General features: G+C 72.2%; 13 protein-coding genes. 5 read left to right on the top strand and 8 right to left on the bottom strand.

Annotated features, from left to right (window positions below; genetic code table 11):
• Nucleotides 1–91: 91 nt before the first annotated feature.
• A complete protein-coding gene (locus ACZ4TV_RS14015; RefSeq protein ID WP_468134197.1) occupies nt 92–835 on the top strand; it encodes an SOS response-associated peptidase in 744 nt (247 codons plus the stop codon).
• Nucleotides 836–844: 9 nt separating this feature from the next.
• On the opposite strand, the gene ACZ4TV_RS14010 is transcribed toward ACZ4TV_RS14015, so the two are convergent.
• Nucleotides 845–1,450: a peptidase inhibitor family I36 protein gene (locus tag ACZ4TV_RS14010; RefSeq protein ID WP_468134195.1), complete on the bottom strand. Its 606-nt coding sequence runs from the start codon at nt 1,448–1,450 to the stop codon at nt 845–847.
• Between the two features lie 253 nt (nt 1,451–1,703).
• On the opposite strand from ACZ4TV_RS14010, the gene ACZ4TV_RS14005 reads away from it, so the two are divergent.
• Genes ACZ4TV_RS14005 through ACZ4TV_RS13995 form a run of 3 tightly spaced genes read left to right on the top strand, consistent with a single transcriptional unit; the run spans nt 1,704 to nt 3,324 of the window.
• Complete coding sequence (locus ACZ4TV_RS14005) at nt 1,704–2,132, top strand: hypothetical protein (protein ID WP_468134193.1); 429 nt, start codon at nt 1,704–1,706, stop codon at nt 2,130–2,132.
• The gene (locus ACZ4TV_RS14000) at nt 2,126–2,359 is read left to right on the top strand and encodes a helix-turn-helix transcriptional regulator (RefSeq protein WP_468134191.1); all 234 of its coding nucleotides are present in this window, start codon (nt 2,126–2,128) and stop codon (nt 2,357–2,359) included. Before ACZ4TV_RS14005 ends, ACZ4TV_RS14000 begins: the two co-directional genes overlap by 7 nt.
• Complete coding sequence (locus tag ACZ4TV_RS13995; RefSeq protein ID WP_468134189.1) at nt 2,356–3,324, top strand: NAD(P)-dependent alcohol dehydrogenase; 969 nt, start codon at nt 2,356–2,358, stop codon at nt 3,322–3,324. The genes ACZ4TV_RS14000 and ACZ4TV_RS13995 overlap by 4 nt, the downstream gene beginning before the upstream one ends.
• Before the next feature lie 161 nt (nt 3,325–3,485).
• Here ACZ4TV_RS13995 and ACZ4TV_RS13990 read toward each other — a convergent pair whose 3' ends face one another.
• The 4 genes from ACZ4TV_RS13990 to sigJ all read right to left on the bottom strand — a co-directional run bounded on the left by ACZ4TV_RS13990 (nt 3,486) and on the right by sigJ (nt 8,739).
• Complete coding sequence (locus tag ACZ4TV_RS13990) at nt 3,486–4,496, bottom strand: endonuclease/exonuclease/phosphatase family protein (protein WP_468134187.1); 1,011 nt, start codon at nt 4,494–4,496, stop codon at nt 3,486–3,488.
• 144 nt (nt 4,497–4,640) lie between these two features.
• Nucleotides 4,641–5,249: a hypothetical protein gene (locus ACZ4TV_RS13985; protein ID WP_468134185.1), complete on the bottom strand. Its 609-nt coding sequence runs from the start codon at nt 5,247–5,249 to the stop codon at nt 4,641–4,643.
• 146 nt (nt 5,250–5,395) lie between these two features.
• Nucleotides 5,396–7,396 (bottom strand): RICIN domain-containing protein, encoded by a 2,001-nt coding sequence (locus tag ACZ4TV_RS13980; RefSeq protein WP_468134183.1) that lies wholly within the window; start codon nt 7,394–7,396, stop codon nt 5,396–5,398.
• A 449-nt stretch (nt 7,397–7,845) separates the two neighbouring features.
• Nucleotides 7,846–8,739 carry an RNA polymerase sigma factor SigJ gene (gene sigJ, locus ACZ4TV_RS13975; RefSeq protein ID WP_468134181.1) on the bottom strand — a complete coding sequence of 298 codons (894 nt, stop codon included), beginning with the start codon at nt 8,737–8,739 and terminating at the stop codon, nt 7,846–7,848.
• Between the two features lie 227 nt (nt 8,740–8,966).
• On the opposite strand from sigJ, the gene ACZ4TV_RS13970 reads away from it, so the two are divergent.
• Nucleotides 8,967–10,409: a cation:proton antiporter gene (locus tag ACZ4TV_RS13970; protein ID WP_468134179.1), complete on the top strand. Its 1,443-nt coding sequence runs from the start codon at nt 8,967–8,969 to the stop codon at nt 10,407–10,409.
• On the opposite strand, the gene ACZ4TV_RS13965 is transcribed toward ACZ4TV_RS13970, so the two are convergent.
• The 3 genes from ACZ4TV_RS13965 to fusA form a co-directional block, all read right to left on the bottom strand.
• Nucleotides 10,377–11,222, bottom strand: a complete 846-nt coding sequence (locus tag ACZ4TV_RS13965) for a polysaccharide deacetylase family protein (RefSeq protein WP_468134177.1) — start codon at nt 11,220–11,222, stop codon at nt 10,377–10,379. The genes ACZ4TV_RS13970 and ACZ4TV_RS13965 overlap by 33 nt on opposite strands.
• 144 nt (nt 11,223–11,366) lie before the next feature.
• A complete protein-coding gene (locus ACZ4TV_RS13960) occupies nt 11,367–11,909 on the bottom strand; it encodes a heme-binding beta-barrel domain-containing protein (protein ID WP_468134175.1) in 543 nt (180 codons plus the stop codon).
• 101 nt (nt 11,910–12,010) lie between these two features.
• Entirely contained in the window at nt 12,011–14,086 is a 2,076-nt protein-coding gene (gene fusA / locus ACZ4TV_RS13955) for an elongation factor G (RefSeq protein ID WP_468134173.1), read from the bottom strand.
• Between the last annotated feature and the right edge of the window lie 66 nt (nt 14,087–14,152).

Below are 14,152 nucleotides of genomic sequence, written 5' to 3'. Positions count from 1 at the left end.
GCCGGTCATGCCGGTCATGCCGGTCATGCCGGTCACGCCGGGCTCGCGGCGCAACCCCCGGGACGCCGCGTCAGGTGGCAGGGTGGACCGTATGTGCGGCCGATACGTTTCCACCCGCAGTCCCGAGGACCTGTCCGGCCTCTTCCAGGCCGCGCCCCCGGATCCGGGGGACGTGCTGGAGCCGAGCTGGAACGTCGCCCCCACCGACGCGGTGTGGGCGGTGCTCGAACGCGCCGACCGGGAGAGCGGGGTGCTGGAACGGAGGCTGCACCCGCTGCGGTGGGGGCTGGTGCCGTCGTGGTCGAAGAGTCCGTCGAGCGGCGCGAAGATGATCAACGCGCGGGTGGAGACCGTGCACGAGAAGCCGGCCTACCGGCGTGCGTTCGCCAAGCGCCGGTGTCTGCTCCCGGCGGACGGGTTCTACGAGTGGCAGCAGGTCCCCGCCTCCGGCGGGAAGAAGGCGTACAAGCAGCCGTACTTCATCCGTCCCGAGGACGGCGGGGTGATGGCGATGGCCGGACTGTACGAGTTCTGGCGGGACCCCGCCGTCGCCGACGACGACGATCCGGCGGCCTGGTGGGCCACCTGCACCATCATCACCACCGAGGCCACCGATACGGCCGGTCGCGTCCACCCCCGCATGCCGCTCGCCCTGGATCCGGCCGACTACGAGGCCTGGCTCGACCCCGCCCACGAGGATCCGCACGAACTGCGGGCTCTGCTGGCCGCTCCCGGGGGCGGCCGGCTGGACGTCCGAGCGGTGTCCACCGCGGTCAACAACGTGCGCAACAACGGACCCGAGCTCCTCGACGACGCTCCCGCCCCGGGCCGCTGAGGCAGGCCACTAGCAGGGGCTGAGGTAGTAGACCCAGCCCCAGGGGGCATGGGCGTCCTCGCTGTAGCCGCCGGGTGAGGTCCAGCCGACGTTCTTGTACTGGTCGTAGAACCTCGCCCGCAGTTCGGCGCGCTGGTTGTTCTTCCACGATCCGGTCCCGGTCCAGGGGATGGGGTTCAGGGTGTTGCACGTGTAGTAGGCCCTGTAGTCGCCCGTGAAGTTCTCCCCGCTGTAGGCGCACACGTAGGTGTACGGGCACGCGATGCCCGCACCGAGCGCGTCGCCCGGCGCGGCGAGGTCGCGCGCGTAGGACTCACCGGGCAGGGCGAGCAGCAGGAAGCCGCCGGCGTCCAGGGGGATCTTGTTGGCGGCCACCTGCTTCCCGCGCTCCTTGGCCAGGTAGGCGTCGACCCTGCTCTGAAGGCTCTCGGCCCGAGCGCCGTCCAGCCCCAGGCTCCTGGCCTGAGCCGAGAAGTCCGCTCCGGCGCGGCCGCCGCCGGCTCCGGTGGAGGCGCCGGCCGCACTCGTCGTGGCCACGAGCGCGAAGAAGGTCATCGTCAGCGCGACGATGGCCTTCACCAACGCCGCGGACCTGAAGGATCCGTGCACTGTCACTGGGTTCACCTCTCTGATCTGCGATGCAGGTAGGTACCGCACGTCAGTGGTGCGGTGCTGCGAGAGGGACGCTGGCCGGAGGCGGAATTGACCGGCGGGCCGGCGCGCGTCGGCGCAGCTCAGCGGCGGGGGAGGAGTGGACAACCGGTTGTCCGCGGACAATGCACGGCCCGGAGGTGTATAGAAATCTTGACATCGTGTCCTGCCTGCTTGACACTCCAGGTGTCGGGTTTTCTTTACATGGGGAGTGGCAGTGGCAGTCGAGGAAAAACGCGCCTGGATCATGATCGTGGTCACGGTCCTGTCGTACGGGGCGTACCTGGCCGTCGTGCTCGGGCGGTCCGGGGACGGCCCCCTCGCTCAGGAGCCGTACGTGGCCGCGCTGTTGTGGACGGTCGGCGCGGCGATCGTCGCGTCGATCGCGCTCCACATCACCGTGGCGCTCCTCGCGCCCGAGGAGGACAAGACCAAGGACCAGCGCGACCGGGAGATCCACCACTTCGGTGAGTACGTGGGACAGTCCTTCGTCGTGGTCGGCGGCGTGGCCGGGCTCGTCCTGGCGATGGCCGAGGTGGAACAGTTCTGGATCGCCAACGCCATCTACCTGGCGTTCGCCCTGTCGGCGATCCTCGGCTCCACGGCGAAGATCGCCGCCTACCGGCTGGGCTTCCAGCCGTGGTGAGGCCCACGAAGGTCACCAACTCGATCCGGGCCCTGCGCTTCGCCAACGGCGAGATGACGCAGGCCGAGCTCGCCCGCCGGATCGGCGTGACCCGCCAGACCGTCATCGCCATCGAACAGGGCCGCTACTCCCCTTCGTTGGAGAAGGCGTTCCAGATCGCCCGTGTGTTCGCGGTACCGCTCGACGCAGTGTTCCAGTATTCCGTGACCGAGGGAGACGACTCATGAAGGCCATCGTTCAGGACACCTACGGCCCGCCCGCGGTCCTGCGCCTCGACGAGATAGACCGGCCGGTTCCGGGCCGTGGCGAGGTACTCGTACGGGTCCACGCGGCCGCCGTCGACCAGGGCGTCTGGCACCTCATGGCGGGCATGCCGTACGCGGTCCGCGCCGTGATCGGCCTTCGTGCACCCCGCGTGCGCGTCCGGGGCATGGACCTCGCGGGGCGGGTGGAGTCGGTCGGCCCGGACGTCACCCGCTTCCAGCCGGGCGACGAGGTGTACGGCAGCTGCAACGGGTCGTTCGCCGAGTACGCCTGCGCCAAGGAGGACGCGCTCGCGAAGAAGCCGGCGAACCTCGGCTTCGAGGAGGCCGCCGCCGTACCCGTCTCCGCGTGCACCGCCCTCAAGGCGCTGCGCGACGGGGGACAGGTCAAGGCCGGGCAGAGCGTCCTCGTCCTCGGCGCGTCAGGAGGCGTGGGCACGTACGCCGTGCAACTGGCCAAGGCCTTCGGGGCCCACGTCACCGGAGTCTGCAGCGCCGCCAAGGCGGACCTGGTCCGCTCCATCGGCGCCGACGAGGTCCTCGACTACGCGCACGAGGACCCCACCGACGGCAGCCGCCGCTACGACCTCATCCTCGACATCGCCGGCAACCGCCCCCTCGCCCGGCTCCGCCGCGGCCTCACCGCGCGCGGGACCCTCGTCATCGTCGGCGGGGAAGGAGGCGGCCGGTGGATCGGTGGCAACGAGCGGCAGCTGGGCGCGCTCCTGCTGTCCCCCTTCGTCGCCCACCGCCTTCGCGGGCTCGCCTCCACGGAGCACCACAGCGACCTCCAGGTCCTCACGGAACTCATCGAGGCCGGCTCGGTGACCCCCGTCGTCGACCGGACCTACCCGCTGGCAGAGGTGCCCGACGCCATCCGCTACCTGAGGGACGGTCAGGTGCGCGGCAAGATCGTGATCCGGCTCTAGTGCTGTGACCGGGAAGGTTCACCGGGTCGCGACGCCCGGCACGGCACCTCGCCGCGTTGTCGGACCGCACAAGTACGTCCAGTACGAGCCGCGATCCTCCGCCTTGCGATGCACCGCACCGGACGCCGCGACCCGGCAAACCTTCCCGGCCACAGCACTAGCTAGGGTCCGAGCGTGATGCCGGCGGCGACCGGCAGGTGATCGCTGCCGGTGGCGGGCAGGGTCCGGATCTCGGCGGCGGTCGCCGAGCGGGTCAGGATCTGGTCGATCCGGGAGACCGGGACGGCCGCGGGCCAGCTGAAGGCGAGCCCCCGACGCGGCGCCTCCATCAGCGAGGTGACGGGGGCGAGCCCACGGTCGTCCACCGTGCCGTTGAGGTCGCCCAGCAGGATCACCCTCTCCAGCCGCTCGGCGGCGATGGCCGCGCCCAGCAGCCGGGCGCTCTCGTCCCGCAGGCCGGAGCCGAAGCCGTCCGGCCGGAGCCGGACCGAGGGCAGGTGGGCCACGTACACCGCGATCTCGCCCCGTGGCGTGCGGACGCCGGTCCGCAGGCCGCGGTTCCAGCCTTCCCCGATGCCCTCCGGCTTGATGTCCACGCGGCGGACGTCCGTCAGCGGATACTTCGACCAGAGCCCGACCGTGCCCTCGACCGCGTGATGGGGATAGTGCGGTGCCAGGGCCGCCTCGTAGACCGGCAGCGCGGAGGGCGTCAGCTCCTCCAGGGCGATGAGACCGGGTCCTGACTCGATCAGGGCGGCCGCGGTTCCGGCGGGGTCGGGATTCTCGTCGCTGACGTTGTGCTGGAGCGCCGTGATGTGCTGGTCGCCGCGGTCGGCGGGGAGGAGGAGCCCGCCGAAGAGGTGCGCCCACGCGGCCGCGGGCAGCAGCAGGGCCACCAGCGCCGTGACCGAGCGGCGCACCAGTGACAGTACGAGCAGCACCGGAATCGCCAGGCCGAGCCAGGGAAGGAAGGCCTCCAGCAGGCTGCCGAGTCGGCCCACGGCATTGGGTACGGCGGAGTGGAACGCCAGCAGGCCGGCGGTCAGCACGGCGAGCGACGCGAGGACGCGCCCACGCGCCCAGGACGAGCGGCCTCGCGCGTCCCTGCCCCGCCGCCACCGCTCGATGCCACGCGCATAGCCGTCCGCCCGCTCCGCCACAGCCCCACCCATTCGCCTCGGACCCGTCTCCCGTCCCGCAGCCATGAGCACGACGTTGAACGGTACGACGCACGATCAGGCGGCCGGGTTCCCACCCGCCGCCGGTCCGGTCCTCGCGCGACCGCAGGCCTGCCCGCCTGCTCCGCGACCCGCCCGCTATCCCAGCCGGCCGCGACGCAGCCGCCGGCGGCGCACCAGGAGACCGACCGCGGCTCCGGCCAGGGCGGTCACCGCCACACCTGCCGTCGTCCACCAGACGGCGTGCCCCTCGGCGTCAGCGGGTGCCGGTGCCGGGGAGGGAGCCGGGGAGGAGGACGCGGGCGGTGCGGAGGACGGCGTGACGGGGGCCGGCGCGGAGGGGGCCGGCGTACCGGTGCCCGGCGCCGGGTCCACCACGGGTACGCCGACTTCGAGTTCGCCGTGTCCCAGGGCCGGGAACCCCACGTCGACGCTGACCTTCCACGCACCCGGCGGCAGGGTCTCGGCCGTGGTCCAGCCCGCGGGTGCCGCGGCGGGGTCGCGGACCAGGCGCCAGGGCCCCAGTGTGCGGGCGCCGTCGACGCTGACCGCGTTCACGGTGGCGGCGACGGCCTCGTCGACGGCGTCCCCGTCGTTCTCCCAGGTGATGTCGGCGGTGACGTGGCCCGCCCGCTGCCCGGTCACCACCACCTTCAGGGTGTCCCCGTGGGCCTGGGCCGCGGCGGGGGCCAGGAACATGAGGCCGATTGCGGCCAGGGCGGCCGAGAAAGCGATTCGTATGCGCATCGTCGTGGTGCTCCGGTCGAGGTGAGGGGTACCGGCGGACGGCCGCGCGGGGCGGCCGTCCGCCGGGTGGGTTCACGCCGTCACGGCGTCAGGGCGTCGCGTCAGGTCGCCGCGTCAGGGCGTCGCACCTGGCGTCGCGGCAGGGCTCAGCCGGCCTTCTGGACGGTCCAGGCCTGCGCCGCGCGGCCGTCCGCGCGCTGGAGGTCGAGCAGCCAGTTCCCGTAGTAGGGGCGGTTGCTCACCGTGAGGGCGAAGCCGCCGCTCGGGTCGGTGACGGTCACCGCGCCACCGCGGGACGTCAGCTTCCAGGCCTGCGCGCCACCGGAGCCGCAGGGCTGCTGGGCGACCCACATGCCCGCGGCGGGAGCGCCGCCCGGCTGCAGGCACTTGCCGGAGGCCGCGGACCGGATGCGTACCTGGCCGTTGCCCGCGTCGTCGAAGTACCACTGCTGCTGGGCGTACCCGTTGGCGCGGCCACCGACGAGCACCGTGCCGTCGGCGGTGCGACCGCCCCACAGCTCGGCGGCCATGCCGGTGCTGCCGTTGCCGAGCAGGTAGCGGGTGCCCGGGGTGGTCGTGCCGCCGCCCGCCCCCGCCGTACGGAAGGACGCGGCCTTGCCGGGTCCGCTGTCACGGCCGGCGCTGTCGCGCACGGAGACGGTCACCGTGTACGAGGTGTTGGGCTGCAGGTTGTAGATGCGGAGCACCTGGGACTGGACCCAGGTCAGGTGCTTGCCGTTCAACTGGACCTGGTACCAGGCAGCGCCCTCGACCTTGGGCCAGCTCACCACGACGGAGTCGGACCGGATGTCGCCGGCCGTCGCGGCCGGGCCGCCGGTGGGCTTCTTCGTCGGGGTCGGCGTCGGCTTCTTGGTGGGCGTCGGGGTCGGGTTCGGCCCGGGGTCGGTGCCGCCGCCCCCCTTCGTACGCATCAGGAACTGGTTGTCGGCGATGTTCCAGTGCGTGGCCAGGTAGCTTCCGGCCTTGGGACTGGTGTGGAAGTAGTCGTCGTGGTTGCAGTCCAGGATGTTCTCGGAGGCCTGGTTGGTGCAGATGTTGCGCATCTGCGGGTAGTACGGCGTGTCCGAGTAGCACATGACGTCGAACTCGTCGGTGCAGTGCGCGCCACGACTGGTGTTCGGGGCGCTGTTGTTGACCGCGCCCAGGTTGTGGCCGAGTTCGTGCGCGGCCGTGTGACCGCCCCAGCAGCCGGAGTCCGTACGCCCGTAGGACGGGCCGAAGTTGCTCTGGTTGGCCTGACCGGGGCGCTCGTCGCCGTTGAAGGTGCCGATGCCGCAGTAGACCTGCGAGTCGGCGAAGATCATGTACTTGCGGTCGCGGCGGTCGAGGCCCTTGGCGGCGAGCGCGGCGTTGGTCGCGCTGAACTCGCCCAGCGCCGAGGCCGGAAGCTCGATGTTGAGCACGGTGGGGGTGCAGTCGGCGGCCGTCACATAGCGGATGTGGCGTACCCCGCCGGTCTCCTGGGCGCTCGCCGCGTAGATGAGGTCGGCATCGGCCGCCCACTTGCGGAACGAGGCGACGTACTCGGAGTAGCGGTCACGACCGGGAGCGTGCACGTACACGACCTGGACGCGGTTGCCGGTGCTGCCGTCGCCGTCGCACTGGACGGTCTGGCCCGCGGGGCCCGCGGCGACGCTCTGGCCGGCGGCCGAGGCGGCCGGCTCGGGAGCGGAGGCCTTGGCGGCCGCGGCGTCGGCGGCGGGCGCGTCCTGAGGACGCCCGCCGCCTTCCGTGGTGGCCGGGTCGTCAGTCGCCGGGCGGGCCGGATCGGCCGCCGGGGCCGTCTCCTTGACGGCGGGCGGGATGTCCTTCGTGATGTCGACACCCTTGGGCGGGGCGTCGGGGCCATGGGTGCAGTGCCCGGCTGCTGTGCGGTAGACACCGACGCACCGGTCGCCCTTCGGCGCGGCCTCGAGGCCGTCGTAGACCATGCCGCGCGCGCTCTCGTTGGCGGGGGCGGCCGCGATCGGTTCCGGCTCGTGGTCCCGGGCGGGGGCGGCGGCCGGTGCGGCGGCCTCCGCGGCCTGCACGGGCGCCACCGCCTGCGCGCCGTCTCCGAGTCCGGAGTAGGCGATACCTGCGGCGATCACCGCCGCCGTTGCCGTGGCGGCGGTGATGAGTATCAACCGCCGGGGTTTGCGGCGGTGATCGGTGGTCCGCCGTCTGCGACGTCCTGTCATGGGCACCTCAAGTCGTTGTCGGATGACTGGGTGCGCGGAAGCCTGCCAGACGAATGCGGCGGAGAATTCGGACAAAGGGGAGCGTGCTTCGAGAAATCATTCCGTTACTTGTCGGCTTGATTTGACGAACCATCAACTAGCAATGGAATAAGGGCAGTTACGCGCGTCGCATGCCAATGGTCCAGGCCTTTTGGGGAGGGTTGTTATCGAATCGAGATAGAGGTAGCGTGCTTATTGACGGGAATTCAGTCAGGAATTCACCTAATTACTACCTGCCGAATTCCCCCCGTCACGACCGGTGAGGAGCGGTTCGGTCACGCACCCTGCCACCGCCGTCGAGTCCCCTGCGGTGTCCAGGAGTTGCCGCTGTGTACCAGCGCGGCGACGCCGAAGGCTCAGCCGTCGAGAACACCGATGTCGATGAGCGCGAGGCGGTCCGGGTCGGTGAGGATGTCGAGTGCGGTGATCCTGCCGTCCCGGATGGTGAACGCCATGACCGACAGCGCCCGGCCCTCCGCCATCGAGACCATCCCGGGGACCCCGTTGACCAACGCCGGACGCGCGGCTTCCGCGAACCGTGCGAAGGTGATCGCCTGCGAGGCGACATCGGCCGCGCCACGGCGGATCAGGCTGGGGCGCAGTGCGCCGCCGTCGGAGCGTGCCACGACCTCGGGGTCGAGGACGGCGACGAGGGCGTCGAAGTCCCCGCCGCGCGAGGCCGCGAGGAAGGCGTCGACGACCGCGCGCATGCGGTCCCGGTCGGGGTCCGGAGCGGGGGCCGCGCCCTGGACGCGGCGGCGGGCGCGGCTGGCGAGCTGCCGGGTCGTGGCAGTGGTGCGGCCGAGGACGGGGGCGATCTCGTCGAAGGGCACGGCGAACAGGTCGTGCAGGACGAAGGCCAGGCGCTCGGCGGGGGCGAGGCTCTCCAGGACGACCATCAGCGCGAGGCCGACCGAGTCGGCCAGGAGTACCTCCTGTTCGGGGTCGAGGCCGTCAGCGCGGCTGACGATCGGGTCGGGCAGCCGGACCCGGCCGTCCTGGTCGTGCAGCGGATCCTCGCGCCGCGTGGTACGCGAGCGCAGCATGTCCAGGCACACCCGGCCGACCACGGTGGTCAGCCAGCCGCCCAGGTTCTCCACCGCGGCGGCATCGGAGCGGCTCAGCTTGAGCCATGCCTCCTGTACGGCGTCCTCCGCCTCGCTGAGCGAGCCCAGCATCCGGTAGGCCACCGCCCGCAGATGGGGGCGGTGCTCCTCGAAGCGCTGCGCCAGAATCTCTTTCCCGCTCACCTGTCACTCCCCCTGTCGGATCCTCCGGTGCAGAGTAACGGGCCGTGAAAGCAGGCGAGTTGGCCTCGCTCCGCCACCGGGAACGCCTGCAGCGGGATTCCGTCCCCCTCGGCACGGGCGGACGGTATTCAATGGTGGCCGCACCCAACCGATCGGCTTCGAACGGCCGTTGAGCCTCTACTGAACAGCGAGCCCGCACGCTGACGTGTCAGGGGCGGCCGTCCACCGTGACCGGCCCCGGACCCCGCACCTCCCGCGACGAAGACGAGGAGAACGATGTCCACCGCGCCCGCCCCGTCCACTCCGTCCAGTCCACCCGAGACGTCATGACGGCGATCGATACGGTCCGGCTGCTGGCGGCTCTCGCCGTGATCTGCGTGGCCGCACACGGATGCGGCTTCCTCTTCGGCGCCCTGCGTCAACCGCCGGTCATCGGCGAGGTCGTCGGAGGCATCCTGCTGGGCCCCTCGCTCCTCGGGCTCGTCGCCCCCGGGGCGAGAGCGGCCCTGTTCCCCGCCTCGGGGGCGGTGACCAGCGCCCTGGACGCGATCTGTCAACTGGGCCAGTTGCTCCTGATGTTCCTGGCCGGTGCGGAACTGCGCATCCGCGCGGGCGGCCGCGAGCGCCGTACCGGCGCGATCGTGGCGGCGGCCGGACTGGTGGTGCCCTTCACGGCCGGCGCGGGCATCGCGACGCTGGTCCCCGGTGCGTTCTCGGGGCCGGCGGGCTCCACGGTGACGACCGCCCTCGTCGTGGGACTCGCGATGGCGGTCGCGGCCATTCCGGTCATCTCCAGGATCATGATGGACCTGAAGATCATGGACACCGCCTTCGGCCGGATCGTCCTGATGGTCGCCGTGATCGAGGACGTCATCCTCTACGTCGTCCTCGCCGTGGTCCTCGGCCTCGCCCGCTCCGACACCAGCCACTCCGTCGGCCTGTGGGAGGTGATCGGCACCACCGAGGTCGTACCGACGGCCGTCTACTTCAGCGTCGTCAGCCTGCTCTTCTTCGCCGCGAGCCTGACCTGGGGCGCCCGCCTCTTCCGCCGGCTGGCCGGCCACCGGGCCAACATCGTCGCCCGGCAGAGCCCGGTGGCCTTCCGGCTGATCTTCCTGTGCGCCATGGTGCTGCTGTGCCTGGGCCTCGGCATCAACGCGGTCTTCGGTGCGCTGATGGCCGGCATCTGCGCCGCTCGCGGCGATCAGGCGGGCGAAGACCAGGCGACCCGCGGGACCGGACGGGAACCGCCGGTCCGGGCGGCCATCCGGCAGTTCTCGATGGCTTTCTTCATACCCGTCTTCTTCGCCCTGGTGGGCATGCGGCTGGATCTGCCGCGCGGCTTCGACCCGCTGTTCTTCCTGTGGTTCCTGACGCTCGCCTGCGGCATCAAGATGGTCAGCATCTGGGCGGCGGCGCGCCTGGCCGGGGAGGACCGGGTGTTCTCCTCGTCCCTCGCGGTCGCCCTCAACGCCCGGGGCACGATCGGCATCGTCCTGGCGGATGTGACCCGCCAGGCCGAACTCATCAACGACCGGTTCTTCGTGGTCCTGGTCCTCGTCTCCCTCGTGACCTGCCAGATCGCGGGCTTCCGGCTGTCGAGGGTGGCCGAACGTCTGAGGACGCCGACCGTCCGTTCACGCCGGGACGTACGGGTGAGGGCGGACTGACGCGTGAGCCGGTGCGGGCGCCGGAGTGAGGAACTGGCGCAGGTCGATGATCTCGTAGCCCTCGGCCTGGACGGCGTCGACGATCAGCGGGAGGGCGTCGGCGTCGAGGACGATGCCGTCGCCGGTGCTGCCGACGTGCATCTGCAGGATCGCTCCCGGGGTGAGGGCGTCGATGGCCCGCTCGACCGCCTCGCCCACGCTCATGCCGCCGTCCGGGCCGAGGTAGCCGTTGGTGTCGGTGGTGAACTCGATCGCCGCATAGCCCAGGTCGTTGACGTCGGCGACGGACCGCGTGGTGGTGGAGCTATAAGGGAAGCGGAAGAAGGGCAGGGGCTCCGTCCCGGACGCCGACCGGATCGCCGCGTCCGCGCGGCGTACCTCGTCCGCCCGCTCCGAGGTGCTGAGGTCGTCGAAGTAGGGGTGGCTGTAGGAGTGGTTGCCGAGGCCGTGCGCGGCAGCCATGGCGCGCACCGCCGCCGGGTGGGCATCGGCGAACTCGCCGGTCGGGAAGAAGGTGGCGGGCAGCTTCCGCCGCCGCAGCTCTGCCAGAACGGTGTCGATCCCCGCTTCGTCCCACGCGGCGTTGAAGGTGAGCGCCACGACCCTGCGGGACGTGGGCAGCCGCCGGATCTCACTGCCGAGGAGCGCGGCCGGCGGGCGCGGCCCGGCAGCCCGCGCGCCGGTGGCCTGCGCGCCGATGTCCCGCGCGCCGGTGTCCCGCGCGGTGCTCACCGGCGCCGCCGCGGCGCCGGAGCAGGGCACGAGTCCCGCGGCCAGCAGCGCCGCCAGGGCAGCGCGTCGTCCTGCGTCCACCACGGTCACTCCCTCCGACACGGCGCCGCCGTCGCGGGCCTGCCACGACTATGCGGCGGCGGGGTACCGCAGCGCCCGCAGCCCGTGCCGGGCACCCGGGTGATCTCCCGGCCGCCGACGACGACCGGGCAGGGCGGCGGCGGATCAGGACGAGCGCCGACGCAGGTGCGTCGTGAGGTGGTGCTGCAGGGGTTGGCCGACCGCGGCCATGTCCTGAACGACCGTCATCTCCCAGGCCCGGACGGTGTAGCGGCGCCGTGTGCCGGTGACCTCCTTGGCCAGCGGGGTCAGCGCCACGTCCTTGGTCTCGATCTCGATCTCCGTATCGGACACCCGCCCGACGTAGGTCTCGACGATGCCGGTCGGGTGGGCGAGCACCACCTCCAGGGAGGCGTCGGAAGTCACCCGCCACCACCCGGCCTCACGCCCCGCCGGCCGGACCGGGACTCCGGAGTCGTCGATCAGCCACGCGCGTGCCTCGTAACGCAGGAAGGGCCGGCCGTCGTGGCTGAAGGTGACCTCCTGCGCGTAGCGGAAGTCCTTCTCGAGCGTCGGATACTCGCCCTGCCCCCGGCCGTGCCATCGCCCCAGCAGGGGCAGCACGGGCCGCAGCAGCGGGTGCGGATCGGGCCCCTCGCCGAGGACGTGGCTATCAGGGTACGGATTGTCCTCCACCGACTCGAACATGTTCACCCTTCTGTCTGCGTGACCGGCGTCCGCAGCCTAGGGGGTGTCCGGGCGCAGCGCCCCACCGGCGGGGTCGTCCCCGCCGGTGGGGCGCTGCCTGGTCACCGGGCCGGCAGTGCGCCCGCGACCGAGGCCGGTACCGGAGCCAGACCGGCCGGGCGCGTGGTGAAGGTGCCCCGGCCCTGGGTGCGGCCGCGCAGCCGGGACGCGTACCCGAAGAGCTCGGCCAGCGGCACGGCCGCCGTGATCACCGCGGTCCCGGCCTCGGCCGTGGACCCCGAGACCCGGCCGCGGCGGGCCGCGAGGTCACCCAGAACGTTCCCCACGCCGTCCTCCGGGACCGTCACCGTGACCTCCACGACCGGCTCCAGGAGTTCCACCGTGCTCACGCGCAGCGCCTCGCGCAGCGCGAACCGGCCCGCCGCCCGGAACGCCATCTCCGAGGAGTCCTTGGAGTGGGTCGCCCCGTCGGTGAGCGTGACCCGCAGCCCCGTCACGGGGAACCCGCCGAGCGGGCCCTCGGTGAGGGCGTCGCGGCAGCCGGCCTCCACGGCGCGCGCGTACTCCTGCGGCACACGACCGCCGACGACCGTCGACCGGAACTCGAAGCACGCCTCCTCCAACGGCTCGACGTCGAGGACGACGTGCGCGAACTGGCCCGCGCCACCGTCCTGTTTGACGTGCCGGTAGACCAGGCCGCTCACCCCGCGCACGACGGTCTCCCGGTAGGAGACCTGGGGCCGGCCGACGACGACCTCCACCCCGTGGCCGCGGCGGATCTTCTCCACCGCGACCTCCAGATGCAGTTCGCCCAGCCCGGAGAGCACGGTCTGGCCCGTTTCCGCGTCGGACCGCACCACCAGGGAAGGGTCCTCCTCGGCGAGGCGCGCCAGTGCCGACGAGAGCCGGCCGGTGTCGCTGCTGCGACGGGCCTCGACCGCGACCGACACCACCGGTTCGGCCACCGAGGGCGGTTCGAGGACCAGAGGCGCCCCCGGCGCGCTCAGGGTCGTGCCCGCCCGGGCCGCCTTCAGCCCGATCACGGCGACGATGTCACCGGCCACCGCCTCCTCCCGTTCCTCGTGCCGGTCGGCCTGGACCCGCAGGATCCGGCCGACCCGCTCCGTACGGCCCGTTGCCGCGTCCCGTACGGACGCGCCCTTGCGCAGGGTGCCCGCGTAGATCCGCAGGTAGGTGAGCCGCCCGGTCGCCGTGGCCGTCACCTTGAAGGCGAGGGCCGCGAACGGCTCCGCCGGGTCCGGGGCGCGCTCCTGCTCCGCGCCGTCCGCCATCCCCCGTACCGGCGGCATGTCGGCGGGCGACGGAAGGTACGCCAGGACCGCGTCCAGCAGCGGCTCGATCCCGCGGTTGCGGTACGCCGAGCCGCACAGCACCACCACGCCGTCCCCGCGGAGCGTCAACTCCCGCAGGGCGCGCGCCAGCGTCTCCTCCGTCAGCGCCGACGTCGCGCAGAACTCCTCCAGAGCGTCGGCGTGGAGCTCCGCCACCGTCTCCTCGAGGATCCGGCGCCGCCGGTCCGCTTCCTGCCGCAGCGGTTCGGGGACCGGCCCCGTCTCGTACGTGTCGGAGCCGGCGTGCCAGCGGAGCGAGCGCATGCCCAGCAGGTCGACGACGCCGGTGAAGGCGTCTTCGGCTCCGACGGGCAGCTGTACCACCAGGGGGACGACGCCCAGCCGCTCGCGGATCGACGCGACCGCCGTGTCGAGGTCGGCGCCCGCCCGGTCCAGCTTGTTGACGAACGCGATCCGCGGCACACCGTGCCGGTCGGCCTGCCGCCACACCGACTCGCTCTGCGGCTCGACTCCGGCGACGGCGTCGAAGACGGCGACCGCCCCGTCCAGCACCCGCAGGGAACGCTCGACCTCGTCGGAGAAGTCGACGTGACCCGGGGTGTCGATCAGGTTGACGCGGTGTCCGGCCCAGGTGCAGCTGACGGCCGCGGCGAAGATGGTGATGCCGCGGTCGCGTTCCTGGGCGTCGAAGTCGGTGACGGTCGTTCCGTCGTGGACCTCGCCCCGCTTGTGGATGGCACCGGTCGCGAACAGGATGCGTTCGGTGATGGTGGTCTTGCCCGCGTCGACGTGGGCGAGGATGCCCAGATTGCGGACGGCGTCGGCGGAGGAAGTGGTGGTGAGCGGTCGCCCGTTGGCGCGCATGGCCCGAGGCCTTTCGAGTGATCTGAGAAGAGGGCGGCGCGATTCCCGGACCGCAGCCGGCCCCGG

This window comes from Streptomyces sp. NPDC028910 (assembly GCF_055564955.1).
This window is presented reverse-complemented; position numbering and strand designations above follow the sequence as displayed.

What these genes read in the sequence shown, in the direction of transcription:
- ACZ4TV_RS14015 (WP_468134197.1), top strand. Translation starts at nt 92, where the DNA reads ATGTGCGGCCGATACGTTTCCACCCGCAGTCCCGAGGACCTGTCCGGC.
- ACZ4TV_RS13995 (WP_468134189.1), top strand. Translation starts at nt 2,356, where the DNA reads ATGAAGGCCATCGTTCAGGACACCTACGGCCCGCCCGCGGTCCTGCGC.
- ACZ4TV_RS13990 (WP_468134187.1), bottom strand. Translation starts at nt 4,496, where the DNA reads ATGGGTGGGGCTGTGGCGGAGCGGGCGGACGGCTATGCGCGTGGCATC.
- ACZ4TV_RS13985 (WP_468134185.1), bottom strand. Translation starts at nt 5,249, where the DNA reads ATGCGCATACGAATCGCTTTCTCGGCCGCCCTGGCCGCAATCGGCCTC.
- ACZ4TV_RS13960 (WP_468134175.1), bottom strand. Translation starts at nt 11,909, where the DNA reads ATGTTCGAGTCGGTGGAGGACAATCCGTACCCTGATAGCCACGTCCTC.
- fusA (WP_468134173.1), bottom strand. Translation starts at nt 14,086, where the DNA reads ATGCGCGCCAACGGGCGACCGCTCACCACCACTTCCTCCGCCGACGCC.